Annotated in this window: 26 protein-coding genes; 15 read left to right on the top strand and 11 right to left on the bottom strand. The window is 71.1% G+C overall.

The window, feature by feature from the left end:
- Positions 1–549, bottom strand: a 549-nt coding sequence (locus ACTT8P_RS32330; protein ID WP_442835339.1) for an adenosylcobinamide-GDP ribazoletransferase, incomplete at its 3' end; no start/stop codon positions are given.
- Positions 550–609: 60 nt separating this feature from the next.
- Between ACTT8P_RS32330 and ACTT8P_RS32335 the strand changes: the two genes are divergently transcribed.
- A complete protein-coding gene (locus ACTT8P_RS32335) occupies positions 610–1,368 on the top strand; it encodes a hypothetical protein (RefSeq protein ID WP_442835340.1) in 759 nt (252 codons plus the stop codon).
- A 22-nt stretch (positions 1,369–1,390) separates the two neighbouring features.
- On the opposite strand, the gene cobT is transcribed toward ACTT8P_RS32335, so the two are convergent.
- Positions 1,391–2,545: a nicotinate-nucleotide--dimethylbenzimidazole phosphoribosyltransferase gene (cobT, locus tag ACTT8P_RS32340; RefSeq protein WP_442835341.1), complete on the bottom strand. Its 1,155-nt coding sequence runs from the start codon at positions 2,543–2,545 to the stop codon at positions 1,391–1,393.
- 157 nt (positions 2,546–2,702) lie between these two features.
- Here cobT and ACTT8P_RS32345 point away from each other — a divergent pair, with 157 nt between their 5' ends.
- Positions 2,703–3,494: a methyltransferase domain-containing protein gene (locus ACTT8P_RS32345; RefSeq protein WP_442835342.1), complete on the top strand. Its 792-nt coding sequence runs from the start codon at positions 2,703–2,705 to the stop codon at positions 3,492–3,494.
- On the opposite strand, the gene ACTT8P_RS32350 is transcribed toward ACTT8P_RS32345, so the two are convergent.
- Complete coding sequence (locus ACTT8P_RS32350) at positions 3,470–4,669, bottom strand: bifunctional adenosylcobinamide kinase/adenosylcobinamide-phosphate guanylyltransferase (protein WP_442835343.1); 1,200 nt, start codon at positions 4,667–4,669, stop codon at positions 3,470–3,472. The two genes, ACTT8P_RS32345 and ACTT8P_RS32350, sit on opposite strands and share 25 nt — an antisense overlap.
- 173 nt (positions 4,670–4,842) lie before the next feature.
- Between ACTT8P_RS32350 and ACTT8P_RS32355 the strand changes: the two genes are divergently transcribed.
- Positions 4,843–5,055, top strand: coding sequence for a hypothetical protein (locus ACTT8P_RS32355; protein ID WP_442835344.1), 213 nt, complete (start codon positions 4,843–4,845; stop codon positions 5,053–5,055).
- Between the two features lie 90 nt (positions 5,056–5,145).
- Here ACTT8P_RS32355 and ACTT8P_RS32360 read toward each other — a convergent pair whose 3' ends face one another.
- The 3 genes from ACTT8P_RS32360 to ACTT8P_RS32370 form a co-directional block, all read right to left on the bottom strand.
- Positions 5,146–6,210: a S1C family serine protease gene (locus tag ACTT8P_RS32360; protein WP_442835345.1), complete on the bottom strand. Its 1,065-nt coding sequence runs from the start codon at positions 6,208–6,210 to the stop codon at positions 5,146–5,148.
- A 95-nt stretch (positions 6,211–6,305) separates the two neighbouring features.
- Positions 6,306–7,043, bottom strand: a complete 738-nt coding sequence (locus ACTT8P_RS32365; RefSeq protein WP_442835363.1) for a class I SAM-dependent methyltransferase — start codon at positions 7,041–7,043, stop codon at positions 6,306–6,308.
- Between the two features lie 83 nt (positions 7,044–7,126).
- Positions 7,127–7,750, bottom strand: a complete 624-nt coding sequence (locus ACTT8P_RS32370; RefSeq protein WP_442835346.1) for a DUF3043 domain-containing protein — start codon at positions 7,748–7,750, stop codon at positions 7,127–7,129.
- A gap of 223 nt (positions 7,751–7,973) precedes the next feature.
- Between ACTT8P_RS32370 and ACTT8P_RS32375 the strand changes: the two genes are divergently transcribed.
- The 5 genes from ACTT8P_RS32375 (at position 7,974) to ACTT8P_RS32395 (ending at position 14,378) form a co-directional block, all read left to right on the top strand.
- Positions 7,974–8,759 carry a PspA/IM30 family protein gene (locus tag ACTT8P_RS32375; protein WP_442835347.1) on the top strand — a complete coding sequence of 262 codons (786 nt, stop codon included), beginning with the start codon at positions 7,974–7,976 and terminating at the stop codon, positions 8,757–8,759.
- A gap of 43 nt (positions 8,760–8,802) precedes the next feature.
- Complete coding sequence (gene pspAA, locus ACTT8P_RS32380; RefSeq protein WP_442835348.1) at positions 8,803–9,087, top strand: PspA-associated protein PspAA; 285 nt, start codon at positions 8,803–8,805, stop codon at positions 9,085–9,087.
- 67 nt (positions 9,088–9,154) lie between these two features.
- Positions 9,155–10,384, top strand: coding sequence for a sensor histidine kinase (locus ACTT8P_RS32385; RefSeq protein ID WP_442835349.1), 1,230 nt, complete (start codon positions 9,155–9,157; stop codon positions 10,382–10,384).
- The gene (locus ACTT8P_RS32390; RefSeq protein ID WP_442835350.1) at positions 10,381–11,064 is read left to right on the top strand and encodes a response regulator; all 684 of its coding nucleotides are present in this window, start codon (positions 10,381–10,383) and stop codon (positions 11,062–11,064) included. The genes ACTT8P_RS32385 and ACTT8P_RS32390 overlap by 4 nt, the downstream gene beginning before the upstream one ends.
- Before the next feature lie 200 nt (positions 11,065–11,264).
- Positions 11,265–14,378, top strand: coding sequence for an efflux RND transporter permease subunit (locus tag ACTT8P_RS32395; RefSeq protein WP_442835351.1), 3,114 nt, complete (start codon positions 11,265–11,267; stop codon positions 14,376–14,378).
- A 46-nt stretch (positions 14,379–14,424) separates the two neighbouring features.
- On the opposite strand, the gene ACTT8P_RS32400 is transcribed toward ACTT8P_RS32395, so the two are convergent.
- Genes ACTT8P_RS32400 through ACTT8P_RS32410 form a run of 3 tightly spaced genes read right to left on the bottom strand, consistent with a single transcriptional unit; the run spans position 14,425 to position 15,652 of the window.
- Positions 14,425–14,619 (bottom strand): DUF397 domain-containing protein, encoded by a 195-nt coding sequence (locus tag ACTT8P_RS32400; RefSeq protein ID WP_442835352.1) that lies wholly within the window; start codon positions 14,617–14,619, stop codon positions 14,425–14,427.
- Positions 14,620–14,630: 11 nt separating this feature from the next.
- Positions 14,631–14,828 (bottom strand): DUF397 domain-containing protein, encoded by a 198-nt coding sequence (locus ACTT8P_RS32405; RefSeq protein WP_442835353.1) that lies wholly within the window; start codon positions 14,826–14,828, stop codon positions 14,631–14,633.
- Positions 14,807–15,652 carry a helix-turn-helix domain-containing protein gene (locus ACTT8P_RS32410; RefSeq protein ID WP_442835354.1) on the bottom strand — a complete coding sequence of 282 codons (846 nt, stop codon included), beginning with the start codon at positions 15,650–15,652 and terminating at the stop codon, positions 14,807–14,809. The genes ACTT8P_RS32405 and ACTT8P_RS32410 overlap by 22 nt, the downstream gene beginning before the upstream one ends.
- Before the next feature lie 126 nt (positions 15,653–15,778).
- Between ACTT8P_RS32410 and ACTT8P_RS32415 the strand changes: the two genes are divergently transcribed.
- The gene (locus tag ACTT8P_RS32415) at positions 15,779–16,066 is read left to right on the top strand and encodes a hypothetical protein (RefSeq protein ID WP_442835355.1); all 288 of its coding nucleotides are present in this window, start codon (positions 15,779–15,781) and stop codon (positions 16,064–16,066) included.
- Positions 16,067–16,110: 44 nt separating this feature from the next.
- On the opposite strand, the gene nadA is transcribed toward ACTT8P_RS32415, so the two are convergent.
- On the bottom strand, positions 16,111–17,295 hold the full coding sequence (nadA, locus tag ACTT8P_RS32420) for a quinolinate synthase NadA (protein ID WP_442835356.1): 1,185 nt from the start codon (positions 17,293–17,295) through the stop codon (positions 16,111–16,113).
- 316 nt (positions 17,296–17,611) lie between these two features.
- Here nadA and ACTT8P_RS32425 point away from each other — a divergent pair, with 316 nt between their 5' ends.
- Genes ACTT8P_RS32425 through ACTT8P_RS32450 form a run of 6 tightly spaced genes read left to right on the top strand, consistent with a single transcriptional unit; the run spans position 17,612 to position 24,769 of the window.
- A complete protein-coding gene (locus ACTT8P_RS32425) occupies positions 17,612–18,316 on the top strand; it encodes a TnsA-like heteromeric transposase endonuclease subunit (RefSeq protein ID WP_442835364.1) in 705 nt (234 codons plus the stop codon).
- Positions 18,313–20,844, top strand: a complete 2,532-nt coding sequence (locus ACTT8P_RS32430) for a helix-turn-helix domain-containing protein (protein WP_442835357.1) — start codon at positions 18,313–18,315, stop codon at positions 20,842–20,844. The genes ACTT8P_RS32425 and ACTT8P_RS32430 overlap by 4 nt, the downstream gene beginning before the upstream one ends.
- Before the next feature lie 8 nt (positions 20,845–20,852).
- Positions 20,853–21,863 (top strand): ABC transporter ATP-binding protein, encoded by a 1,011-nt coding sequence (locus ACTT8P_RS32435; RefSeq protein ID WP_442835358.1) that lies wholly within the window; start codon positions 20,853–20,855, stop codon positions 21,861–21,863.
- A complete protein-coding gene (locus tag ACTT8P_RS32440; RefSeq protein ID WP_442835359.1) occupies positions 21,860–22,642 on the top strand; it encodes an ABC transporter permease in 783 nt (260 codons plus the stop codon). Before ACTT8P_RS32435 ends, ACTT8P_RS32440 begins: the two co-directional genes overlap by 4 nt.
- Positions 22,639–23,433: an ABC transporter permease gene (locus tag ACTT8P_RS32445; protein WP_442835360.1), complete on the top strand. Its 795-nt coding sequence runs from the start codon at positions 22,639–22,641 to the stop codon at positions 23,431–23,433. Before ACTT8P_RS32440 ends, ACTT8P_RS32445 begins: the two co-directional genes overlap by 4 nt.
- A 10-nt stretch (positions 23,434–23,443) precedes the next feature.
- Positions 23,444–24,769 carry a hypothetical protein gene (locus ACTT8P_RS32450; RefSeq protein ID WP_442835361.1) on the top strand — a complete coding sequence of 442 codons (1,326 nt, stop codon included), beginning with the start codon at positions 23,444–23,446 and terminating at the stop codon, positions 24,767–24,769.
- Positions 24,770–24,777: 8 nt separating this feature from the next.
- Here the strand turns inward: ACTT8P_RS32450 and ACTT8P_RS32455 are convergent, their stop codons facing one another.
- Positions 24,778–25,281: a GNAT family N-acetyltransferase gene (locus ACTT8P_RS32455; protein ID WP_442835362.1), complete on the bottom strand. Its 504-nt coding sequence runs from the start codon at positions 25,279–25,281 to the stop codon at positions 24,778–24,780.
- Positions 25,282–25,397: the final 116 nt, after the last annotated feature.

Raw genomic sequence — 25,397 nt, forward strand, 5'->3', positions numbered from 1 at the left:
CGCCGGCACCGCGCCGGCCACCGCGGCGCCCAGACCCTCCGGGCGGGCGGCCGGTACGCCGGTCCGGGCGGCCAGCGTCAGCGCCAGCCGGGCGACGACCGCCGAGACCACGGCGGCCAGCGCGCCCCGGGTCCAGGAGGCGCCGTACGCCTGCGCCAGCGCGGCCACTTGGCCGAGCAGCACCAGCGCCAGGGCGAGGACGCCGAACGGCCCGATGTCCGACTGCTTCATGATCCGCAGCGCGTCCGCGGCGGGCTTCCCGCTGCCCAGCCCGTCCGCGGTGTCGGCCAGCCCGTCCAGGTGCAGTCCGCGGGTGAGCACCGCCGGTACGGCGACGGTGGCGACGGCGGCCAGTGGCGGGCCCGCGCCGAGGGCGAGCAGGACGAGCCCGGCCGCGGCGGACGCCGCCCCGACCGCCAGCCCGGCCAGCGGCGCGCACAGCATGCCGCCGCGCGCGGCCGGCCGGTCCCAGCGGGTCACCTCGACGGGGAACACGGTGAGGGTGCCGAAGGCGAAGCGCAGGCCGTCGGCGAACGGGGCGGTGGGCATCGCCGCAGACTATCCGCCGGTCGCCGGGGGACCCGCGCCGGTCGGGGATAAAGTGCGCAGATGGGAGATTGGTGGCACCGAAACATCGTCGAACCGGGCAAACTGCCGCTGCTCCTCGCCCTGGGCGCCTTCGTCCTCACGTTCGTGGTCACCCGGGTCGTCACCCGTCTGATCCGGGCCGGGAAGGGCCCGTTCGGCAATGTGCGGGCCGGCGGGGTCCACATCCACCACGTGGTCCCGGGCATCGTCCTGACCGTCGTCGGCGGCTTCGGCGCGGTGGCCGGCGGCCGGCACGGGTTCGGCTCCGCGCTGAGCGCCGTGCTGTTCGGGGTCGGCGCGGGGCTGGTCCTGGACGAGTTCGCGCTGATCCTCCACCTCGACGACGTCTACTGGACCGAGGCCGGCCGCAAGAGCGTCGAGGTCGTCGTGGTCACCGCGGCGCTGGTCGGGCTGATGCTGGCCGGGTTCACCCCGTTCGGCGTCGACGGGCTGTCGCAGGACGAACTGCGGGACCGCGTCAACGTCATCTCGACCGTCGCGGGCAACTTCCTCTTCTCGCTCCTCGCCCTGAGCAAGGGCAAGACCAGGCTCGCGGTGTTCGGGGCGGTCGTCCCGCTGGTCGCCCTGGTCGGCGCGGTGCGGCTGGCCCGGCCGGGCTCACCCTGGGCCCGCCGCTGCTACGCCCGGCGCCCCCGGGCCCGGGCCAGGGCCGCGCTGCGCGCCTACCGCCACGACCGCCGCTGGTCGGGCCCGCGCCGCGTCGTACAGGACTGGATCGGGGGCCGCCCGGACCCGGGACGGCCGGCGGACCGGCGGTAACGGCGGTAACGGCGGTAACGGGTTATGCCTTGTCGGTGGCGTCGGTTGCGTCCGACCCCTCCAGTCCCTCCGAGCCCTCCAGTCCCTCCGGCTCCTCCAGTCCCTCCGGCTTCTCCGGCTTCTCGGATTCGTCCCCCCGCTCCGGCAACTCCGCCGCCAGTGCCGCCGCGGCCTGCACCAGCGGCAGGGCGAGCAGGCCGCCCGTGCCCTCGCCGACCTGTACGCCCTGCGTGAGCACCGGCTCCAGGGCCATCCGGTCCAGGGCCTTCGCCTGGCCCGGCTCCCCGCTGTCGTGCGCGGCCAGCCACCAGTCCGGCGCGCGGAACGCGATCCGCTGTCCGACCAGCGCGCAGGCGGCCGTCACCACCCCGTCCAGCAGCACCGGCATCTTCCGTACCGCGCTCTGCAGCAGGAACCCGGTCATCGCGGCGAGGTCGGCGCCGCCGACCGTGGCCAGCAGCTGGAGCTGGTCCCCGAGGACCGGCCGGGCCCGCCGCAGCGCGTCGCGGATCGCCGCGCACTTGCGCATCCAGGCCAGGTCGTCGATGGCCTGCCCGCCCCGCCCGGTCACCACCGACGCGTCCGTCCCGCACAGCGCCGCGACCAGCACCCCCGCCGCCGTGGTGCCGCCGACGCTCACATCGCCCAGTACCACCAGGTCGGTACCGGAGTCGGCCTCCTCGTCGGCCACCGCGACCCCGGCCCGGAAGGCGGCCGCCGCCTCCTCCAGGGTCAGGGCGTCCTCGACGTCGATCCGGCCGCCGCCGCGCCGCACCCGGTGCCGTACCACCTCGGCCGGCAGCGACCGCGGGTCGCAGTCCAGCGCCATGTCGACCACCCGCACCGGTACGCCGAGCCGCCGGGCCAGCACCGACACCGGCCGGCCGCCCGCCAGCACCTCGCGCACCAGCTCGCCGGCGCTGCCCGCCGGACGGGACGAGACATCCAGCTCGGCCACCTTGTGATCGCCGGCGAAGAGCACCACCCGGGGCCGCTCGACCGGCCGTACCGGTACCGCGGACTGCGCCGCGGCCAGCCACTCGCCCAGGTCGTCCAGGCGGCCCAGCGCCCCGGGGGGCACGACCTGACGTGCGCGGCGCGCCTCGGCGTCACGGCGTACCCCGCCGTCCGGGCGCTCGATCAGGTCGGTGAAGTCGTCGAGATTCAGCGAGCTCATTCGCCGAACAGTACCGGCCCGATCGCGCGCGTCCGAGGGCACATCCGCCCCTCGTCCGAGCGCCGTCTTGGCAGCCGCGATCGGCATCCCATACGTTCCGGTTTGCCGGGGAATGTCGCCATGTCGTCCCCCGCTCCGCCCCGACCGGGAGCCGCCCGTGTCCACACCGCCGTCGCCCTCCGCCCCGTCCCCCTCGGCCCTGCCGCTGTTCGCCGCCCCGCCCGCGCCCCGGCAGCCGCCCCGCCGCGCGGACTGCCCCTGGTGCGGCTCCCGGCGGCTGCGCCCCCGCCAGCCCGCCACCGCCCCGGCCGCCCGCTGCGCGCTCGTCGTCTGCCGGGACTGCCGGCACGCCTTCCGCAACCCGCCGCCCGGCCCGGACCGCCCGGACGGCGCCCTGGTGCGGGCCGGCGCCGCCCTGCGGCACCTGCTGGCCGCCCGCGCGCTGCTGAGCCGCTGCCCCGAACCGGAGAGCTGGCTGGACGTCGACACCGGCGACGCCCGCTTCCCGAGCACGGCGCGGCGGTTCTTCCCGTACACCTCCTTCGACGGCCTCGACCCCACTCACCGCGTGCTGCGCGCCCGGACCGCCGAGCGGGTGGAGGAGGCGTACGTCGGCCGGCTGACGGACCCGCACCTCACCGCCCGGCTGCGGGCCCGCTACGACGTGGTCAGCGTGCTGCGCCCGGAGCGCAGCCCGGACCCGCGCGCCGAACTGCACGCCGCGCTGCGGGCGTTGCGCCCCGGCGGGCATCTGCTCCTCGACGTCGCCGACCCGCGCGTCCTGCTCGCGCACCCGCCCGGCACCCGGCCCACCGCCCGGCTGCGCGCCGAGCTGCGGGAGTACGGCTGCGTGCCGCTCACCCCGGCGGGCAGCCGGCGGATCATCGCCCGCACCGCGCCCGCCCAGCCCCGTACCGCCCCCGCTCAGCCCCGCAGCACCAGCGCCTGACCGGCCACCACCAGCAGGACCTGCTCGCACTCGGCGGCGAACGCGGCGTTCAGCCGGCCGAGTTCGTCCCGGTAGCGGCGGCCCGACGCGGTGGCCGGCACGATGCCCGAGCCCACCTCGTTGGAGACCGCGACGACCATGCGCCTGCTCGCGCGCACCGCCGCCGTCAGCTCCCGCACCCGCTCGCGCAGCGCCTTCTGCCCGCCGGCCGCCCACCGGTCGTCGTCCCACGCCCCGACGACGTCCATCGCGTCCGTCAGCCACAGCGACAGACAGTCGACGAGCAGCGGCGGACCGTCCCGCGTCAGCAGCGGCACCAGGTCGCAGGTCTCGGTGGTGCGCCAGGTACCCGGGCGGCGCTCCCGGTGGGTGGCCACCCGCGCCGCCCACTCGGTGTCCCCGCCGCGCGTCCCGCCGGTCGCCACGTACCGCACGTCGGGGAAGGACTCCAGTCGCCGTTCCGCCTCCACCGACTTGCCCGACCGCGCCCCGCCCAGCACCAGCGTGCGGCGCGGCAGGTCGGGCACGTCCTCGTAGCCGCCCACGGTCAGCGTGGTCCCGTCCGGCACCGCGCGGGCGCCCGCCGCCGCCAGCCGGCGCCGCAGCTCGGGCCCCGGCGGCACGTCGTGGTCCAGGTGCACGGCGACGACGTCGGTGGCCGGGCCCACCGCGCCGACCGCCCGCAGCCTGGCCAGCGCGTCCGGCCGGCCCACCAGGTCCGCGAGCACCAGGTCGTAGGCGTCGGCCGGCTCCTCCAGCCCGGCGGGCGCGCCGCCCGGCGGCAGATACAGCAGCCGCTGCCCGTCCGGGCCGGTCACCGCGTAGCCGGTGCCCGGCGCGTCCATCGCCACCGCCCGCACCCGATGCCCGGTCAGCAGCGCCAGCTCCCGGCCGTCCGGCACCCGGCCCGGCTGCGGCAGCCCGGCCGGCACCTCGACGGCCGGGCCGTCCGCCGGGTGCGACAGCAGCACCTGGCCCACCCCGGCCAGCGAATGCCCGGAGCGGGCGGCGGCGAACACCGCGCCGGGCGTCAGGTCCAGCAGCAGCGCCCCGTCCACCAGCAGCGCGGTCGCCGCGCGCGCGTCAGCGCCCTGGGCGACGGCGCAGGCCGCGCAGGGACAGTCGGGGCGGGGGAGTCCCGCGGGGGCACCGGTGCCGAGCAGAGTCACGTCCACGCACCGATTTTCGCCGGTCGCCCGCCGACCTGCGCGTCCGAGACCGCCAACGGGCCCTCGGCCCGCCCGGCGAAGCACATAGGCTGCGACCGGGCGCCGGACCAAGATCCGGCGACCGCTCTGCAGGTGCTCACATCTGGGCTCACATCTGGGCTCACAGCTGGGAGGCGTACATGGCGGCATGGACGTGGCGGTTCGAGACGGCCGACGGGACGGAGGTCCAGCCCGCGGTGCAGCCGGAGGAGTTCACGACCCAAGGGGACGCCGAGTCGTGGCTCGGGGAGTACTGGAAGGAACTCAAGGAGGGCGGCACCGACCAGGTGCGGCTCTTCGAGGACGCCGCGGAGATCTACGGTCCGATGCGGCTGCACGGCGAGGACGCGTAGCCGACGGGTGCCGATGGGCGGGGGCGGCGGCCGGCGGGCCGCCCCCGCCCGCACTGCCTCACGTCCCGGCCGCCTGACGTCCCGGCCGCCTCACTGCTCGTCGAGCGTCACCTCCGCGGTCCGCTCGTCGCCGTCACGGGTGAACGTGACCTTCGTCCGGTCCCCGGGCCGCAGCGCGGCCAGCGCCTCGGCGAGCGAGGTGACGGTGGTGATGCCGCTGTCGCCCACCTCGGTGATGACGTCCCCGGACCGCAGCCCCGCCCGCTGGGCCGCGCCGCCGTCCCGCACCTCGACGACGGCCACCCCGGCGGCCCGGTAGCCGGAGTCGACCACCGTACGGCCGGTGATGCCGAGCGCGGCCCGGCCGGAGTCGGTGACCTCGCCCTTCTCGACGATCTGCCCGGCGACCGTCGTGACCATCGACGCCGGGATGGCGAACCCGATGCCGGGCGCCGCGCTGTCGCCGAGGTTCGGGTCGGTCGCGGCCAGCGTCGGGATGCCGATCACCTGGCCGTCGAGGTTCACCAGGGCGCCGCCGCTGTTGCCGGGGTTGATGGCGGCGGAGGTCTGCACCATGTTGGCCAGCGTCGCGCCGGTGCCGCCGCCCGAACTGCCCTCCGTGACGGTCCGCCCGGTGGCCGAGACGATGCCCTGGGTCACGCTGGAGGACAGCCCGAGCGGCGAGCCCATCGCCAGCACGATCTGTCCCACGGCGACCTTCGCGGAGTCCCCGAACTCCGCCGCCTGCACGCCGTCCGGCACCCGGTCCAGCTTCACCACCGCGAGATCCTGCTCCGGGTAGGACGAGACGAGCTTCGCGGGCAGCGGGTCCTCGCTGTGCGCGGTGGTCACCCGGAAGGTGCGCTGGTCACCGACGACGTGCGCGTTGGTGACGACGTGGCCCTTGTTGTCGTAGACCACGCCCGAGCCCAGGTCGTCGGCGCCCTGGATCTGCACCACCGACGGCAGTACGTCGTCGATCACCCGCCGGTAGTCGCTCTCCAGGTCGTCCGCGGCCCGCGGCGCGGCGGCCCGCGCGGTCCGCTGCACCGGTGCGCCGGCCTCGGAACATCCGGCGAGCACGACGGCGGCACAGCCGAGCGCGGTCACGGCGGCGACGGCACGGAGGCGGGCACAGCGGCGGGAGAGGTCCATGCCCCGAGTCTCACCGGGGGACCGCCCGCCCGGCGCCCGGTGAGCACCCGAACGGGCGCGGGACGAAGACTCCGCCCGGGATCAGGACCCGGGCGTCAGCCCCGTACCCCGCACAGGTGCAGCAGCGCCGCCACCCCCCGGTACGGGTCCGTGCGGCCCGCCCGTTCCTCCGCCGCCAGCAGGGTCTCCAGGTCGTCCGGGACCGGGGCGCCGTCCGGTGCCGTGTCGGTGAAGACCCGGACGCCGTACCAGGTGTGCAGCGGCGCGCCGATGCCCGCGAGCGTCGCGGTCAGCGCCGCCCGCCGGTCCGCGCGCACGCCGGTGCCCGCCCGGACCGGCGGTTCGCCGTCCGGGTCGGTACGGGACCGGGGGACCTGCGCGGTGGGCTCGAGCGCCGCCAGCGCGTCCGCCCACCGGCCGCCCAGGCCCGGCCGCATCGCCGGCGCGTCGCCGTTGCGCACCAGCAGCGACAGCAGCCCGCCCTGGGCGAGCACCCGGGCCAGCCCCGCCAGCAGCGGGTCGGGCTCCTCGACGTACATCAGCACGCCGTGGCACAGCACCACGTCGAAACTGCCCGGCAGGAAGTGCACGCCGGTGTCCCGGCCGTCGCCCTCGATGATCCGCATCCGGTCCTGGATGCCCGGCGGCTGCCCGGCGAGCGCCTCGCGGGCCGCGGCGGTCAGTACGGCGTCCCGCTCCAGGCCGGTCACCTGGTGCCCGGCCCGGGCCAGCCGCAGCGCCTGCGTGCCCCGCCCCATGCCGACGTCCAGCACCCGCAGCCGGCGCCCGACCGGGAACCGCCCGACGAGCTGCTCGTCGAGCTGCCGGGCCACCAGCTCCTGGCGCACGATGTCGCGCAGACCGCCGCCCGGGCCGTCCAGACGGACCCCCGCGTCCCCGGCGAACGGAATCCCGCTCAGGGCCGCTCCCCGCGCTTGACCTGCGGCTTCGGCAGTCGCAGCCGACGCATCTGGAGCGAGCGCATCAGCGCGTAGGCGATGGCGCCGCGCTTGTTCTCGTCGCCGAAGCGCTCCCGCAGGGCCTTCTTCAGCCGGACGGCGCTGACGATCGAGTCCAGCACGATCAGCACGATCACCACCAGCCACAGCAGCAGCGCGATGTTCTGCAGCGACGGCACCTGGATCACGCTCAGCACGAGGATGAACACGGCCATCGGCAGGAAGTACTCCGCGATGTTGAACCGGGAGTCGACGAAGTTGCGGGCGAACTTGCGGACCGGGCCCTTGTCCCGGGCCGGCAGATACCGCTCGTCGCCGCTGGCGAGCGCCTGGCGCTGCCGCTCCAGCGCGCTGCGGCGGTCCTCGCGCTGCCGCTTGGCGGCCTCCTTGCGCGTGGTCGGCGTATGGGCGACGCTGCGCCGCTGGCTCTGGGCCTGGCTGCGCTTGGGCGTCGGGCGACCCTTGGGGGCCTGCGGGTCGCGGGGCTGACTGGAGTCGGTCGGCGACCCTGCGGTCGCGGCCTTCTCTTCCTTGGCACGGCTACGGAACACAAAACCCAAGGGTAAGCGCTTGACCCGCATGGACCACAGTCCGGCGGGGAACGATCCCGCAACACCGTTCGTCTCCCAGGGGACCACCTACTCCTCACGCGGGATCAGGAACGTACGCAGTCGTCCTTGGGGATGAGCGCATCCGTCCCCGAACAGTGCGGTAATGGATGCAGACCCCGTACCGTGGGTTCTGTTGCAGTCGCTGGAGCCGGAGTCCGTCAGAAGGGGGCGCGCGAAGCCCATGAGCGGTGTCATGAAGCGTATGGGGATGATCTTCCGCGCGAAGGCGAACAAGGCCCTTGACCGGGCCGAGGACCCGCGCGAAACCCTCGACTACTCGTACCAGAAGCAGCTGGAGCTGCTCCAGAAGGTGCGCCGCGGCGTCGCCGACGTGGCCACCAGCCGCAAGCGCCTGGAGCTCCAGCTCAACCAGCTCCAGTCGCAGTCCTCGAAGCTGGAGGACCAGGGCCGCAAGGCGCTCGCGCTGGGCCGGGAGGACCTGGCCCGCGAGGCGCTCTCCCGGCGCGCCGCCCTCCAGCAGCAGGTGACCGACCTGGAGACGCAGCACGCCACGCTCCAGGGCGAGGAGGAGAAGCTCACCCTGGCGGCCCAGCGGCTCCAGGCCAAGGTCGACGCCTTCCGCACCAAGAAGGAGACGATCAAGGCCACCTACACCGCCGCCCAGGCGCAGACCCGGATCGGCGAGGCGTTCTCCGGCATCTCCGAGGAGATGGGCGACGTGGGCCTGGCGATCCAGCGGGCCGAGGACAAGACCGCCCAGCTCCAGGCGCGGGCCGGCGCGATCGACGAACTGCTCGCCTCGGGTGCCCTGGACGACCAGTCCGGCATGCACAAGGACGACATCCAGGCCGAGCTGGACCGGCTCTCCGGTGGTACGGATGTAGAGCTGGAGCTGCAGCGGATGAAGGCCGAGCTGGCCGGGGGATCCTCCGCCGGGAAGCAGGCCATCGAGGGCGGCGAGCGGACCGAGCAGCCCCAGCAGCAGCCGCAGGACACCCCGCGCTTCGACAAGCAGTAGCCGACGCGACAGCCCGAGCAGAGCCCACGCCGAGGAGGGCGACATGATCGTACGGATCATGGGGGAGGGGCAGGTGAGACTGGCCGACGGCCACCTCACCGAGCTGGACAAACTGGACGACGAGCTCCTGGTCGAGATGGAGGGCGGCGACGGCCCCGGCTTCCGCCGCACCCTCACCGCCCTGCTCGCCAAGGTCCGCGAACTGGGCACCCCGCTGCCCGACGACTCCCTGGAGCCGTCCGAGCTGATCCTCCCCGCCGAGGACGCGACCTTGGAGGACGTACGGGAACTGCTCAGCGACGTCGGACTGATTCCCGGCGGTGCCTGAAAAGGGACGGTCGGATCGGCACCGGGCGGCAAGGCAGCCGGCGTCCGCCCAGCTACCGTAGACAGCCGTGAGCACCCTCACCCGCGCCCGCTGCCGGCTGGGCGCCCACCCCGCCGCCACCGATGCCTGTCTGGCCGCCGCCGTCCTGGTGTGCATGGTGGCCGGCTCCTTCACCGACCCGCACGGCCCGGACGGCGTCACCTGGGCGGTGCGCAGCCCCGACCCGCTCAGCCTGGTCCTCATGACCGTCGGCGCCGCCGCCCTCGCCCTGCGCCGCCGCGCCCCGCTGGCCGTCCTCGCCCTCACCGGCGGCGTCTCCGTCGTGGAGAGCGTCACCGGCGACCCGCGCGCGCCCGTGGTGATGTCGGCCGTCGTCGCCCTGTTCACCGTCGCCGCCGGCACCGACCGGTCCACCACCTGGCGGGCCGGGCTGCTCACCATGGCCGTGCTGACCGGCGCCGGCATGCTCGCCGGACCACTGCCCTGGTACGCCCAGGAGAACCTCGCCGTGCTCGCCTGGACCGGCATCGGCGCCACCGCCGGGGACGCGGTGCGCAGCCGTAAAGCCTTCGTGCAGGCCATCCGGGACCGGGCCGAGAAGGCGGAACGCACCCGCGAGGAGGAGGCCCGCCGCCGGGTCGCCGAGGAACGCCTGCGCATCGCCCGCGACCTGCACGACGTCGTCGCCCACCACATCGCCCTGGTCAACGTGCAGGCCGGGGTCGCCGCGCACGTCATGGACAAGCGGCCCGACCAGGCCAAGGAAGCCCTCGCCCACGTACGGCAGGCCAGCCGCTCCGCCCTCGACGAACTGCGCGTCACCGTCGGCCTGCTGCGCCAGTCCGGCGACCCGGAGGCCCCCACCGAACCGGCCCCCGGCCTGGACCGCCTCGACGAACTCGTCGGCACCTTCCGCGGCGCCGGCCTGCGGGTGGAGACCGCCCGCGCCGACCAGGGCACCGCCCTGCCCACCGCCGTCGACCTCGCCGCGTACCGGGTCATCCAGGAGGCCCTCACCAACGTGCACAAGCACGCCGGCCCCGGGGCGAAGGCGGAGGTCAGCGTGGTCCGGGTGGGACCGGACATCGAGATCACGGTGCTGGACGACGGCGCCGGCCGGGCCGAGCCCGCCGCGCCGGGCGGCGGCCACGGACTGCTCGGCATGCGCGAGCGGGTCACCGCGGTGGGCGGTGCCCTCACCACCGGCCCCCGGCACGGAGCCGGCTTCCGGGTCCATGCGATCCTGCCGGTCACGTCCACGCCCCGTACCGCCGCCGTCGTGAAGGACCCCGTATGACGATCCGTGTCCTGCTCGCCGACGACCAGGCACTGCTGCGCAGCGCCTTCCGGGTGCTGGTCGACTCCGAACCGGACATGGAGGTGGTGGGCGAGGCGTCGGACGGCGCGCAGGCGGTGCTGCTGGCCCGGGAGCACCGGCCCGACGTGGTGCTGATGGACATCCGGATGCCCGGCACCGACGGTCTCGCCGCCACCCGCCTGATCAGCGCCGACCCGGAGCTCGCCGCCGTCCGGGTGGTCATCCTGACCACCTTCGAGGTCGACGACTACGTGGTGCGGTCGCTGCGCGCGGGCGCCTCCGGGTTCCTCGGCAAGGGCTCCGAGCCCGAGGAACTGCTCAGCGCCATACGGATCGCGGCGGGCGGCGAGGCGCTGCTGTCGCCGGTCGCCACCAAGGGGCTGATCGCCCGCTTCCTCGCCCAGGACGGCGGCCCGGACGAGGACCAGGACCCGGCCCGCTCCCAGCGGCTGGCCTCGCTGACCGTGCGGGAGCGGGAGGTGCTGGTGCAGGTGGCCGGCGGGCACTCCAACGACGAGATCGCCGAGCGCCTGGAGGTCAGCCCGCTCACCGTGAAGACCCACGTCAACCGGGCGATGGGCAAGCTGGGCGCCCGGGACCGGGCCCAGCTGGTGGTCATCGCCTACGAGTCGGGGCTGGTCCGTCCGAGGGTGGAGTGACCCGGACCCGGGTGTACTGCGGCCGGAGTATGCGCGGCGTAAGGAAATGGACCTGGGGCCTACGGAACCGGCCCGTCCATGGCTCAGGGTGGTGGGGTGGGCGCTCACATGTGGCGTTCACATGTGCCTGCCCGTCCTTGCCTGCCCGTACCTGCCTGCCCGTCCCCTCCGCTCGGCCACAGAAGAGAGACCGTTAACCCATGTCCTGGCTGTCGAGATTCAGCCTCGCGCAACGGGCCCTGATAGGGCTGATGTCCATCATCGCGCTCGTCTTCGGAGCGATCGCGATCCCCCAGCTCAAGCAGCAGCTCCTGCCCACCATCGAACTGCCCATGGTGTCCGTGGTGGCGCCGTACCAGGGTGCCGCGCCGGACGTGGTCGAGAAGCAGATCGTCGAGCCGATCGAGAACAACCTCGAAGCCGTCGACGGCATCTCGGGCGTCACCTCCACGGCGAGCGAGGGCAGCGCCGTGATCATGGCGTCCTTCGAGTACGGCCCCGACACCCAGCAGCTCGTCGCCGACGTCCAGCAGGCCGTCAACCGGGCCCGCGCCACGCTGCCGGACGACGTGGACCCGCAGGTGGTGGCCGGCTCCACCGACGACCTGCCGTCCGTGGTGCTGTCGGTCGCCTCCGACAAGGACCAGCAGGCGCTGGCCGACCAGCTCGACAAGACGGTGGTGCCCGCCCTCGAGGACATCGACGGCGTCGGCCAGGTCACCGTCGACGGCGTCCGGGACGTGCAGGTCGCCGTCACGCCCGACGACGCGAAGCTCGCCAAGGCCGGCGTCACCCCGGGGACCCTGGCCGCCGCCCTCCAGGCCGGCGGCGCCACCGTCGCCTCCGGCTCCTTCGACGAGGACGGCGCCAACCGCACCGTCCAGGTCGGCGGCGGCTTCACCTCGCTGCGGCAGATCGAGGACCTGATGGTCACCGGCGAGGGCGTGCAGAAGCCGGTGCGCCTCGGTGACCTCGCCACGGTCGAGGAGACGGAGGCCAAGGCCGACTCCCTCACCCGCACCAACGGCAAGCCCAGCCTCGCCGTCGCCGTCACCATGGACCGGGACGGCAGCGCGGTCGCCATCTCGGACGCCGTCGAGGACAAGCTGCCCGAGCTGCGCGAACAGCTCGGCTCCGGCGCCGAACTGACCGTCGTCAGCGACCAGGGCCCGGCCGTCTCCAAGGCCATCAAGGGCCTGACCACGGAGGGCGGCCTCGGCCTGCTCTTCGCGGTCATCGTGATCCTGGTCTTCCTGGCGTCGATCCGCTCCACCCTGGTCACCGCGGTCTCCATCCCACTGTCGGTGGTGCTGGCGCTGATCGTGCTGTGGACCCGCGACCTGTCCCTGAACATGCTCACCCTCGGCGCGCTGACCATCGCCATCGGCCGGGTCGTGGACGACTCGATCGTGGTCCTGGAGAACATCAAGCGCCATCTCGGCTACGGCGAGGAACGCCAGGAGGCCATCCTCAAGGCGGTGCGCGAGGTGGCCGGCGCGGTCACCTCCTCCACCCTCACCACGGTCGCCGTCTTCCTGCCGATCGGCCTGGTCGGCGGTATGGTCGGCGAACTCTTCGGCTCCTTCAGCCTCACCGTCACCGCGGCGCTGCTGGCGTCCCTGCTGGTGTCGCTGACGGTCGTCCCCGTCCTGTCCTACTGGTTCCTGCGCGCCCCCAAGGGCACCCCCGAGGACGCGGACGAGGCCCGCCGCCTCGCGGAGGAGAAGGAGGCCAAGTCCCGCCTCCAGCGCTTCTACGTCCCCGTCCTGCGGTTCGCCACCCGGCGCCGCCTCTCCAGCGTGGCCATCGCGGTCGTCGTGCTGATCGCCACCTTCGCCATGACCCCGCTGCTGAAGACCAACTTCTTCGACCAGGGCGAGCAGCAGGTCCTCAACGTCAAGCAGGAGCTGGCGCCGGGCACCAGCCTGGCCGCGACCGACGCCCAGGCGAAGAAGGTCGAGAAGCTCATCCAGGGCACCGAGGGCGTCAAGGACTCCCAGGTGACCATCGGCTCGTCCGGCTTCATGGCGGCCTTCGGCGGCGGTACGGACACCAACCAGGCGTCGTACCAGGTCATGCTGGAGGACTCGGCCTCCGCCGAGGACGTCCAGGACCATCTGGAGGCCGGGCTCGCGAAGCTCGGCGACGCCATCGGCACCACCACGATCGCCGCCGGTGACGGCTTCGGCAGCCAGGACCTCAGCGTCGTGGTGAAGGCGTCCGACGCCGACGCGCTGCGCACGTCCGCCGAGCAGGTGCGCAAGGCGGTCGCCTCCCTGGACGACGTCACCGACGTCACCAGCGACCTGTCGCAGAGCGTGCCGCGCATCTCGGTCACGGCCAACGACCGGGCCGCCGCGGCCGGTTTCACCGACCAGACCCTCGGCGCCGCCGTCACCCAGGCGGTCCGCGGCACCACCGCCGCCAAGGCGGTCCTGGACGACACCGAGCGGGACGTCGTCATCACCTCGGCGAAGCCCGCCACCACCCTCGCCGAGCTGAAGGCACTGCCGCTGGGCCCGGTGAAGCTCGGTGACATCGCCACCGTGAAGGTGGTCGACGGCCCGGTCTCCATGACCAGGATCGACGGCCAGCGCGCGGCGACCATCACCGCCCGGCCGACCGGCGACAACACCGGCGCGGTCAGCACCGACCTCACCGCCAAGATCAACGACCTGAAGCTGCCGACCGGGGCCACCGCCGAGATCGGCGGCGTCTCCGCCGACCAGGACGAGGCGTTCGTCAACCTGGGCCTGGCGATGCTCGCGGCCATCGCGATCGTCTTCATGCTGCTGGTCGGCACCTTCCGGTCGCTGGCCCAGCCGCTGATCCTGCTGGTCTCCATCCCGTTCGCGGCGACCGGCGCGCTCGGCCTGCTGATCGCCACCGGCACCCCGATGGGCGTCCCGGCGATGATCGGCATGCTGATGCTGATCGGCATCGTGGTCACCAACGCAATCGTGCTGATCGACCTGATCAACCAGTACCGCAAGCAGGGCTACGGAGTGGTCGAAGCGGTGCTGGAGGGCGGCCGGCACCGGCTGCGGCCCATCCTGATGACGGCCCTGGCGACCATCTTCGCCCTGCTGCCGATGGCCCTGGGCGTCACTGGCGAGGGCGGCTTCATAGCCCAGCCGCTGGCGGTGGTCGTGATCGGCGGCCTGGTCACGTCCACGCTGCTGACGCTTCTCCTCGTCCCGACGCTCTACGCGATGCTGGAGCTCCGCAAGGAGCGGCGCGCGAAGAAGAAGGCGGCGAAGCGGGTGCCGCCGCAGGCGGCGTCGTCGGACCAGCCGGAACCGGCGAAGGTCTGACGCTGACGGCCCGTCCCAGGTGCTCACCTGGGACGGGCCGTCCCGTTCACCGGAGCGCCGTGACGAACGCGGTCCAGGACGCGGCCGGGACGACGAGCGCCGGACCGTGGGGGGTCTTGCTGTCGCGGACGGGGACGACGCCGGGGAAGTCGTCGGTTATTTCGACGCATTCGCCCCCGTTGGTGTTGCTGTAGCTGCTCCGGCGCCAGCGGGCGGAGCTCAGCTCGGGAGTTTGTCGCATGACGCCTCGGATCAGCTCTTGAGGGCGGTGACGAATGCGTCCCAGGAGACGGCTGTGACGACGAGTGCCGGGCCGTGGGGGGTCTTGCTGTCGCGGATGGGGACGACGCCGGGGAAGTCGTCGGTTATTTCGACGCAGGCCCCCCCGTTGGCGTTGCTGTAGCTGCTCCGCCGCCAGTGGGCGAAGCTCAGCTCGGGGGTGTGTCGCATGGCTTGTAGTCCTCCATCGCCTGTTGAATCAGCTCCCCCGAAGCCGCCGGTGAGAGAGCTTTGGCACGCAGGATTTCGTACCGCCGTCGCCACCTCTTCGCCGAGTCCCGGTCCTCATGGAGATGACCGACCTCAATACCCTCTTCGTAGGCCACGGTGGAGCTGTTGGGAAGGGTCAGCAGGTGCAGCGAGCCGCCCATCAAGTAGTGCGCACCCGCGCTGAAGGGCATCACCTGGACCTTGCTGTCTGGAGTATCCACCTCTTCGAGCAGCCGGGCCAGTTGTTTGTACGTGTGTTCCCGGCTGCCCATCTGCCGCCGGAGCACAGCCTCATCGATGATTGCCCAGCGCAGGGGTGGATGGGCCGAGCGCAGTCGATCTTGCCTCGACAGGCGGGCGTTGACGAGTTCCTCCACCTTTTCCCGGGACAGCTCCTCCTGAAGGCCGAGTTGAACGCCGGCGTACTCCTTGGTCTGCAACAGCCCTGGGACGAACTGAGGGTCGTAGGTCTCGATGACCTCCGCCCGCGCCTCGAAGTCCATGAACCTCTGATACTGATCCGGATGAGCCTCCCGCTTGGCCAGTTGGTACAGCCCATGGAAGTGCCGGTCGGTGCCGAACGCCGCGTCCAGCGGGGCCGGCAGGTCCGGCGGCGGCATCAACTCCGCCGTCTCGACGCGGGCCAGCGTGCTCTTGCTGGAACTGACGATGCCCGCCAACTGCACCAACGACAGCCCCGCGCCCTCGCGATGGCGGCGCAGCTCCGAGCCGAAGTAGTGGCGGGCCGAGAGATAGGGGCTGAGGGTTTTCGGAGTGAACGTCATCGTCGTCGCCTTCCGTTGTCCCGTCCACGCCCTGGGGACAGGGCGTGCCTGGTGGACCCATGTGTCACAGCGCAACCATGGATGAACACACGGTAATTGGCGAGAACGGAACGTGGTGACGCTTTGATGCGAGACGAAGAAGGCAATCTGCTGCGATTGCTGCCGTGGACCAACGAGAACGGCGACCCCTGCTATCTGAGCACCGAGGGCGGCCGGTTGTCACGGCTGGCCGACCGGCTGGAGGCGACCTTGCTGGCGTCGGCCGAGGACGTGCTGGTCAGGGCGAAGCCGCTGCTCGCCGACGAGCGGGCAGGGGAGCGCGAGCTGCGGTTCGCGGGACTGCGGCTGGCGGAGGCGCTCCAGGACACGGTGCGCATCGCCACCAGCCGGGGCGCGAGGCTGCCCGGGGCCTGAACGCGCAGCGGGGCTCGGAGCACGCACCGAGCCCCAGCGGCGCGCTACGGGAGCGCCAGCATCCGCTCCAGCGCCAGCTTGGCGAACGCCTCCGTCTCCTGGTCGACCTCGATCCGGTTGACCAGCGTCCCCTCGGCCAGCGACTCCAGCGTCCACACCAGGTGCGGCAGGTCGATCCGGTTCATGGTCGAGCAGAAGCAGACCGTCTTGTCGAGGAACACGATCTCCTTGCCCTCGGGGGCGAAACGGTTCGCCAGCCGCCGTACGAGGTTCAGCTCGGTGCCGATGGCCCACTTGGACCCGGCCGGCGCGGCCTCCAGCGCCTTGATGATGTACTCGGTGGAGCCCACGTAGTCCGCCGCCGCGACGACCTCGTGCCGGCACTCGGGGTGGACGAGGACATTCACGCCGGGTATCCGGGCCCGCACGTCCTCCACCGACTCCAGGCTGAACCGGCCGTGCACCGAGCAGTGCCCGCGCCACAGGATCATCTTCGCGTCCCGCAACTGCTCGGCGGTCAGTCCGCCGTTCGGCTTGTGCGGGTTGTAGAGGACGCAGTCCTCCAGCGACATGCCGAGGTCGCGCACGGCGGTGTTGCGCCCGAGGTGCTGGTCGGGCAGGAATAGCACCTTGTCGCCCTGCTCGAAGGCCCAGTTCAGGGCCCGCTCGGCATTGGACGACGTACAGATCGTCCCGCCGTGCTTGCCGGTGAACGCCTTGATGTCGGCGGAGGAGTTCATGTACGAGACGGGCACCACCTGCTCGGCGATCCCGGCCTCGGTCAGCACATCCCAGCACTCGGCGACCTGCTCGGCCGTCGCCATGTCGGCCATCGAGCAGCCGGCGGCGAGATCGGGCAGCACGACCTTCTGGTCGTCGGAGGTCAGGATGTCCGCGGACTCCGCCATGAAGTGCACGCCGCAGAAGACGATGTACTCGGCCTCGGGGCGCGCGGCGGCGTCCCGGGCCAGCTTGAAGGAGTCACCCGTGACGTCGGCGAACTGGATGACCTCGTCGCGCTGGTAGTGGTGGCCGAGGACGAAGACCTTGTCCCCGAGCTTCTCCTTGGCCGCGCGGGCGCGGGCGACCAGGTCGGGGTCGGAGGGCGAGGGCAGGTCACCCGGGCACTCCACGCCGCGCTCGCTCCTCGGGTCGGCCTCCCGGCCGAGCAGCAGCAGGGCGAGAGGCGTCGGCTGAACGTCGAGCTCCTGGGTCTGGGCGGTGGTCACGGCACGCACCCTTTCTACTTTTCGTCGAATTGACGCTATCTATCATATCCGCTTCACGTCAGTTTGACGATGCCCATTGTGTCGGTGTGACGTGAATCCCGGTGCCCGTCTAGGATCCGCGGACGCGTGAGCAATTCCGCGTGACCATGAGCAGGGTCCGGGCAGATTCGGGCGATCATGGGCACGGGTAACGCTCAGTAGCGATCAGTTGTCCGCCTTCTGCGATCTTTCGGCAGGGCAGGGGCTCCTTCCTTCGTACGGTCCAGGTGTGACGGTACGAAGTTCGGGCAATGCCCGGAGGCGGGACCGGGTTCCCATGGTGTCGGTCCGGTACGTGGACGGATCCACGTGCGATATCCCGTTCGCGCGCCTTCGGGCGGCGAATTTCGCCGAGTCTCAGCCATGGCGTCGGGTGCGCTCTGCCCACGGCATGCTGCACCACTCCGGGGAGTACGCGTCGGCCACCACCGGCGGGCAGGTCGTGTACGAGAGCCGGTTGGAGCTGGCCCGGCTGCTGCTGGCGGACTGCGACCCGGCCGTGGTGGACATCTTCGCGCAGCCGTGCCGCGTGGTGGCACGCGTCGACGGTCGTGTGCGCAGTCACGTGCCGGACTTCTTGCTGGTCATGCGGCGGGGGACGGTGCGCGTGGTCAATGTCAAGCCTGCGGAGCGCGCGCAGGATCCGACGATCGCCGAGGCGCTGGCCTGGCCGGGGCGGTTGGTTGAACGGCACGGCTGGGAGTACGAGGTCTGGACGGGCGCGGATCCGGTGCTGCTGGAGAACGTGCGGTTCCTGGCGGGCTATCGGCATCCAGGCATGGTGCCCGCCGAGGAGATCGAGCGGGCCTGGCGCGAGATCGTTGACGGCGAGGAGATGGCCGTCGCGGAGCGGCGGCTGGCGGACGGCGGCCCGAGGGAGGTGGCGCGGCCGCCGCTGATGGCCCTGTTGTGGTCGGGGCGGCTGACCACGGACCTGACCAGGCCGCTGTCGGGCGAGTCCGTCCTGCGGAGGTGCGGATGATCGAGTGGACGACGTCGCTGCGGCCGGGGCTGCCGATCGCCTACGACGGCGAGCAGTTCACGGTGGCGGAGATCGAGGGGCGTCGGATCCTGTTGCAGCAGACCGGGGTCGTCGGGGCGCCGAAGCTGCGGCAGGTGGATATCTCGGCTCTGCTGGCACACCCCACCACGGAGATCCTCGTGCCTGCCCCGGCCGAGGAAGCAGCGCCGCTAGCGGCTGTCTTGGGTGGCCTGACCGATGACGAGGACGACGAGCTGACGCAAAAGGTCCGGCATGTTCAAGAGGTGCTGACCGGATACCGGCTGGGTGACGCCATCCTGGCTCTGGACGGGGAGCCACGGGAGGATTACGCGCCGGGGGCGCCGATGCTGCATCGCTATGCCGCCAAGGCCGCGGAGCTCGGGCTCGGGGAGAGCACGATCCGTCGCTGGATTGCGGCGTTTCGCACGGCCGGTCCGGCTGGGCTGGTGCACGATCGCCCGGCGCGCAGCGTCGTGGAGCGGGCCGACCCACGCTGGGTGGAGATGGCCCGGGCGGTGCTGGACAAGCGCGTCAAGGCCAGCCGACCGGTGCGGAATCTGATCTTGGCCGAGATCGCGGAACGCCTGGTGAAGGAGTACGGGAAGGGTACGGTCCCGCTGCCGGGTCGCACCACCGGCTACGAGTTGCTGAAGCAGCTGTCGAAGGGGACGAACGCGTTCGAGGGCAGCACGAAGGGCAAGCGGTCGATCGCCAATGCACCACAGGGCACGTATGGGCGGCTGCGGGCGACCCGTCCGGGCGAGTACGTGGTGCTGGACACCACCCCGCTGGATGTGTTCGCGATGGAGCCGGTCACTTGCCGCTGGGTGCGCTGTGAACTCAGCGTCGCCATGGATCTGTACAGCCGCTGCATCGTCGGCCTGCGGCTGACCCCGGTGTCCACGAAGTCGGTGGATGTCGCTGGGGTGCTGTTCGAGACGGTGCGGCCGCGCGAGGGTTCCGAGGCCGGTCCGCTGCCGTACTGCGGGGTGCCGTCCACCGTGGTGCTGGACGCGGAGAAGCTCGTCGACCGGGACGGGCAGCCGCTGTTGCCGTCGGTGGCGGCCGAGACCATCGTCTTCGACCACGGCAAGATCTATGTCTCGAACCACATCCAGAGTGTGTGCGCCAAGCTGCGGATCTCGCTGCAGCCGGCGCGGCCGATGACCCCGACCGACAAGCCGGTGGAGCGCTGGTTCCGCACGATCAGCCAGGGGCTGCTGGCCGCGCTGCCGGGATACAAGGGCTCCGACGTCCACAGCCGCGGCGCGAACGTCGAGGACGAGGCGTACTTCTTCATCGACGAACTCGAGATGATCATCCGCGAGTGGATCGCGCTGGTCTATCACCGGCGCCACCACCGCGGGCTCTGTGTGCCGGAGGTGCCCGGTCTGAAGCTGAGCCCGCTTCAGATGTTCGAGCACGGCGTCACACGCGCCGGGCCGCTCAGGATCCCCGCCCGTCCCCACTTGGCCTTGGAGTTCCTCGAAGAGGTCCGCACCACCATCCAGCACTACGGCGTGGAGGTCCAGGGCCTGCGCTACAACGGTGATGCCCTCAACGACTACCGCAACCAGCCCAGTCCGTATCGCGGGGTGGACGCCGGGAAGTGGCCGATCGCCGTCGATCCCGGCGACGTCACCACGGTGTACTTCCAGGATCCGAAGAACCGGAAGTGGCATGCGCTCGACTGGGAGCACGCCCCGGCGGTGAACCACGTCGGCTCATGCCTACGCTCCTTCACGGCAGCGGGAGTGCTGGTGCACTCGGGAACGTCCCGTCCACACCGGGACGCGGGTAGCTTGAGGGACCGCCAATGGGCCGTGATCTCGCCGCCGGTGGACTACCGCGACCCCACAGCCAAGGACGCCGACGTCCAGCTCATGTACAGCTACGCGGAGCAAGCCGCGGCCCCGCCATGCGCCACACAGGCGCCGGAGACCTGGGCGAGGATTCCCCTGCCCGAGCCGGAGAGGACAGTCGGTACTGGCGGATCCCTCCTCGACACGCTCGGGCGCCTGCTGTATCTGACCAACGGCGTGCAGTCGGAGATCGAGTTCGGTCCCCTGCCGAGGAGCAGGCGGACGCCGCCGTCCTTCGGGGCATCTCATCCGTTCGACATCTCTGTGCGGGCGTCCAGCGGCACAGGAGAGCAGACCAACTACTACTACCAGCCCGTTGAGCACGCCCTCGTCGTCCTGCCACCCCCGGAGCAGGCCCGCGGCACGGACTCCGCCCGCCTGGCGGCAGGTGGGGAGTTCGAGGTGGATCTGTCGATCCACCTGGCGATCGAACGTGTCCACTGGAGATACCGCACCAGCACGGTCTACCCAACCGTGCTTCTAGACCTTGGCCATGTGACGGAGACCCTCCGCCTGGTCGCCCAGAGCCTGGGCATCAGCCTCGTGCAGACATCAGGTCGCACCGAGCCGACGCTGCCGAAGAGCGATCACGTACTGGGTCCGATACTCCGCCAGTACCGCGCCCGCTGGGAACAAAAGAGTTGATGGGCAATATGTCAGCGATATCCATTGAGAACCTGCGCCGACACTTCCAGGCCAGGACCGGCGGAATCTTCCGCAGGACCACCAAGGAGGTACACGCTCTCCGGGGCATCGATCTCGAGGTCCAGCCGGGCAGCCTGTTCGGACTGCTCGGCCCGAACGGGGCCGGTAAGACCACCACGGTCAAGATCCTTACCACGCTGTTGCTGCCCAGCAGCGGGACCGTCCGCATCCACGGCATCGACGTCGCCGCGGACCCGCAGGGCGTCCGCAAGCACATCGGCTACGCCTTCGGTGGGGAGAAGGGCTTCTACGACCGACTGAGCGCCCGCGACAACCTCCGCTTCTTCGCCGACCTGTATCAGCTCCCGGTGCGCGAGCAGTCGCGGCGCGTGGACGAGCTCCTCGAACTCGTCAACCTCTCCGAACGCTCTACGGACCGAGTGGAAACCTACTCCCGTGGCATGAAGCAGAGGCTGCATATCGCCCGCAGCCTGCTCCACGACCCCAGCGTCGTCTTCCTCGACGAGCCCACGAACGGACTCGACCCGGTGGCCGCACGAAACCTCAGAGCCGCCGTGGTGCAGCTGCGCGACGCCGGCAAGACCGTGCTGCTGACAACGCATTACATGTTCGAGGCGGAGGAACTCTGCGACCGTCTCGCCGTCATCGACCAGGGCCAAATTCTCGTACAGGGAACGGCCAGGGACCTGGCGGCGGCAGCCGAGTCCGGGGTCGTCGCGCGGGTCGAGACCCGCGGGGCGAACCCCTCACTCTGCGATGCCCTCTCCCAGCTGCCTTCCGTCGTCGATGCCTCGCTCGAGTTCCTCACCGACCGCGAGCTGCTGACCGTCAGGACCTCACTGACAGCCCCAGAGGCGGCTGAAGCGACCGTGAGGAAGGCTCTGGAGGCCGCTGCGGACACCGATCTGCTGCATCTCTCGCTGCGAGAGCCGACCCTTGAGGACACCTACGTCACTCTCGTCAGCCAAGGCGCGACCGGAGCACGGGAGCGAACGTGACCACAGTGACGAACAGCGCCGCGTCGTTCTTCACCGCCACCTGGTTCCACATCCGTGACCTCAGCCGCGAGACCTCTGACGTCGCACTGAACCTCATCACACCGGTGTTCTACGCCTGCATCGCCTACTTCCTCCACCGGGCAGGCGGCGGGGAGCAGAACCTCGCGAACCTCATGATCGGCGCTGGGCTGATGGGCATGTGGAGCAGCATCATGTTCGGTGCCGGCACTGTCATCAAGGTCCAGCGATACCAAGGAACACTCGAGTTCCTCCTGGGGTCGCCGAAGCGGCTCTCAGCCATAGTCATCCCGATCACCACGGCAGCGTCGGTGTTCGGTGCGGCGTCCATGCTCCTCACCTGCCTTTGGGGAGTGATCGTGTTCGGGGTCCGCTTCGATCCGGCGCACGTCGCGGGAATGGCGGCGGCAGCGGTGGTGACGACCCTCGCCATGGGCGCCTTCGGCCTTCTCGTCGCCGCGCTGTTCGTCCAGGCGCGAAGGGCTGAGAGCATGGCCTCACCCATGATCGCGCCGCTGTGGATGATCTCAGGCATCCTCGTCCCGGTCTCCGGCCTCATCGAACCGCTCCGACCCCTCTCACGCGTCCTGCCGATGTCGTGGGGCGCCGAAGCAGTCCGGGCCGCTGCCGCGGGCCTGCCTTTCCTGCCGGCCCTGGCCTGGTGCGCGGCAAGCGGACTCGTCTACCTGTTCGTGGGTTCCTGGGCCATTGAGGTAGTGGCCAGACGGTCCCGGCACAAGGGAGAAGTGAATCTGTGGTGACTCGGTCTCAGCCAGGCCTCGGCGCCCAAGCGATCACGTGCTGGAAGACCTCCTTCCTCTCGTTCCGGGCCCTGTTCAACTGGCTCGCACCCAGGCAGTTCATCCTGGCCATGGTCGCCACTCCGATCATGGAGCTGATCTTCTTCGCGTTCCTCGGGGCGAACCTCGGCGTGGAGGACACCCGCTTCTTCCTGCTCGGCGGCGCCATGCTCGCCGCGTGCACACCCTCTATCGCCGGCGGCGTTATGGCACTGACCAGCGAACGGCATTTCGGTACATTCGAACACCTCCTGGTCAGCCGACGTTCCAGGAGCTACCTGCTGCTGATGCGTGCCATCCCGTACAGCTTCATGGGAGTCCTCGCCTCGCTGCTCACCCTCGCAGCGGGCATGGTGGCGCTCCGCGTGCCGCTCTCGCCCCTGGACGTCGCGAGCTTCGTCGTACTCCTCTTCTTCGGATGCCTGTCCTCGGCGTTCTTCGGCATGGCCCTGGGCGTACTAGGCCTCGTCGCCAGCAACGTGTTCCTCCTGATGAATGTGGCGATCAGCACGATCTCCATCGGCGCCGCGCTGGTCGTTCCGCTGAAGGTCCTGCCTCCCTGGCTGCACTTCGCCTCCCACGTACTTCCGGTGCGACACGTGGCAGAAGCCGTACGCCAGATGGGCACGCCGGACTTCATGGGTACAGCCCTCAGCAGCGTCGGAGCAGAGCTTCTGGTCACCGTCGGGTGGGCTCTGGTGATGCTCGCGTCGTTCCGTGGACTTGAGTCGAGAATGCGCCGTGAGGGATGAGGAAAACGACATGAGCCAGATCAACGCCGGGCTGCTGCTCCTGCGGCCGCAGGGCGGCCGAAACCTGATCGCCGGAACTGGCCGGACTCCGTTGGTCATCCCGGTTGCCATCGATGAGACGTGCCGGGAAGCCGTGCACGTCACACGCCGACTGGAGACCGAGGTAGGTGGACACCTGTTCCTGCGGCAGGTGATCTCCGTTCCCGGCCTCGGCGGGGACCGGCGCCTCTTCGTGGCCGAGGCCCAGGACGATCCCGTCACTCAGCGGACGTGGATCCCGACCGACGAGCACCGCGCCGACCTGGCACGGGCTCTGCGTACCGCGCTGGCCGGCGAGGAAGCGCATGAACGCACGTATGAATCGGTGGTCGATCAAGCCCTCGACATGGCGCAACTGCCCTGGTGCAGGCCGGGGTGGCTCGGCGAACTCCGCCGACGGCTGGACGCCCACTTTGCGGAGCCCACCGACGTACAGCCTTACAAGCTACGAGTTGGGCGGCTCATCCTGCGAGTTGCCAACAGCGGTGGTATGTACGAGGTTCACGCGACAGCTACGGCGGACGCCGACGCCAACCGGTGGGCAAACAACACCCTGCAGGACGCCGAACAGCGGGGACTGCTACGAGGATGGCGGCCGGACCTGGCCGGGTCCTTCCCCGACCTGGGAGCTGAGGTCAGACAGGCGCCGATCGGCACCAGTCTGGCGATGCTGGGTGACCTCCCGACGTGGTCGGCCACGATGCAGTCGATGGTCGACCTGCAGATCCGTTCCTCCATGAGGGGCGGCTTGACCACAGCTGCCCCTTACGGAGGCGGAGCGCTGGCTTCACGCCTCGAGGACTGCGTACAGCAGTGGCAGGCACACGAAGTCCTCGGAGAAGGCTTCGGGGCACGGTCGTTGAAGTGGATCAAGGACTGCGTCCTCGATGCGATCGAGATGCTCGACGCCTCCGTCCTGCCGCCCGTAATCGTCAACGGCGCCATGACCGGATTCACCACCTACGCTTCCGACGGCCTGATCCAGATCTCCGAATGGCATCCCACGTACATCGGTCACCCCTTCACCACTCTGGCCCGTTCCCTGTCCCACCGGGCTGGCGCTCTCGCCCGCCACACGCAAGCGGACCTTGCCCGGCCGTTCGTGGCCGGCTGGTTGCGGTTCGGCCGGCCCACGGACTTGTCCCAGGAGGTCAAGGCCGGCATCGTCGTGGGAAGCGCAGTCCAGGCCATTTCGGCATGGGAGACAGGCCGGACGTTCGCCGCCTCGGCAGCTCCGGCACTGGGAGAACAGATCACCGAGTGGTGCGAGACCATTCTCCGCAGGTCGACCGGCTGACAGAGGGCTCAGGACACAAGCGAGCGGCGATAACGGACCTCCTCTACGGCCGTCTCGCCGTAGAGGTCGCTTTCCACCGCACCATCGCTGACGTAACCGGCAGCAGCGTAGAACCGCCGCGCCCGAACGTTGTCGCGCAGGACCCACAGCAGCAGTGTGGCAAACCGCCCAATCTCTGCGTGCTGGTGTACTGCATCCATCAAAGCGCGACCGATGCCCCGGCCCATCAGCGCTGGCTCGACGTACAAGGCGTAAATCTCGCCCGGTGCCGCGGCATCGGTCTTGCCCCGGTACTCACCGAAACAGACCCAACCGACCGGAACATCATCTTCATCGACAGCCACCAGGTCCCAGACCGTTCCCCGCGAAGAGGCGAACCCGGCGCGCCGCCGTTGGGCTTGGGCTTCAGCGGACATTGAGTCCAGGTGGTGCTGCGGGATGAGTCCGGCGTATGCAGTCCGCCAGCCACGCACCCGCAGCGCGGCAACCGCGTCGATGTCGGCTTCGTACATCTCTCGGACTCTCACCATCACCGCAGCATAATCACGTGGCGGATGGCGTCCCGCCGAGTGGTGTAGCCGATCAACGGACCGGAACTCGCAGGTCACGCCGTGTATTTCGGTCGGCC

This window comes from Streptomyces sp. JW3, from assembly GCF_052216785.1.
GTDB lineage: Bacteria > Actinomycetota > Actinomycetes > Streptomycetales > Streptomycetaceae > Streptomyces.

Excerpts from the sequence above, each read along its gene's own strand:
- ACTT8P_RS32335 (WP_442835340.1), top strand. The coding sequence starts at position 610 with ATGGGAGATTGGTGGCACCGAAACATCGTCGAACCGGGCAAACTGCCG.
- cobT (WP_442835341.1), bottom strand. The coding sequence starts at position 2,545 with ATGAGCTCGCTGAATCTCGACGACTTCACCGACCTGATCGAGCGCCCG.
- ACTT8P_RS32355 (WP_442835344.1), top strand. The coding sequence starts at position 4,843 with ATGGCGGCATGGACGTGGCGGTTCGAGACGGCCGACGGGACGGAGGTC.
- ACTT8P_RS32360 (WP_442835345.1), bottom strand. The coding sequence starts at position 6,210 with ATGGACCTCTCCCGCCGCTGTGCCCGCCTCCGTGCCGTCGCCGCCGTG.
- ACTT8P_RS32370 (WP_442835346.1), bottom strand. The coding sequence starts at position 7,750 with ATGCGGGTCAAGCGCTTACCCTTGGGTTTTGTGTTCCGTAGCCGTGCC.
- ACTT8P_RS32375 (WP_442835347.1), top strand. The coding sequence starts at position 7,974 with ATGAAGCGTATGGGGATGATCTTCCGCGCGAAGGCGAACAAGGCCCTT.
- pspAA (WP_442835348.1), top strand. The coding sequence starts at position 8,803 with ATGATCGTACGGATCATGGGGGAGGGGCAGGTGAGACTGGCCGACGGC.
- ACTT8P_RS32390 (WP_442835350.1), top strand. The coding sequence starts at position 10,381 with ATGACGATCCGTGTCCTGCTCGCCGACGACCAGGCACTGCTGCGCAGC.
- ACTT8P_RS32395 (WP_442835351.1), top strand. The coding sequence starts at position 11,265 with ATGTCCTGGCTGTCGAGATTCAGCCTCGCGCAACGGGCCCTGATAGGG.
- ACTT8P_RS32400 (WP_442835352.1), bottom strand. The coding sequence starts at position 14,619 with ATGCGACAAACTCCCGAGCTGAGCTCCGCCCGCTGGCGCCGGAGCAGC.
- ACTT8P_RS32405 (WP_442835353.1), bottom strand. The coding sequence starts at position 14,828 with ATGCGACACACCCCCGAGCTGAGCTTCGCCCACTGGCGGCGGAGCAGC.
- ACTT8P_RS32410 (WP_442835354.1), bottom strand. The coding sequence starts at position 15,652 with ATGACGTTCACTCCGAAAACCCTCAGCCCCTATCTCTCGGCCCGCCAC.
- ACTT8P_RS32415 (WP_442835355.1), top strand. The coding sequence starts at position 15,779 with ATGCGAGACGAAGAAGGCAATCTGCTGCGATTGCTGCCGTGGACCAAC.
- ACTT8P_RS32425 (WP_442835364.1), top strand. The coding sequence starts at position 17,612 with ATGGTGTCGGTCCGGTACGTGGACGGATCCACGTGCGATATCCCGTTC.
- ACTT8P_RS32430 (WP_442835357.1), top strand. The coding sequence starts at position 18,313 with ATGATCGAGTGGACGACGTCGCTGCGGCCGGGGCTGCCGATCGCCTAC.
- ACTT8P_RS32435 (WP_442835358.1), top strand. The coding sequence starts at position 20,853 with ATGTCAGCGATATCCATTGAGAACCTGCGCCGACACTTCCAGGCCAGG.
- ACTT8P_RS32450 (WP_442835361.1), top strand. The coding sequence starts at position 23,444 with ATGAGCCAGATCAACGCCGGGCTGCTGCTCCTGCGGCCGCAGGGCGGC.
- ACTT8P_RS32455 (WP_442835362.1), bottom strand. The coding sequence starts at position 25,281 with ATGTACGAAGCCGACATCGACGCGGTTGCCGCGCTGCGGGTGCGTGGC.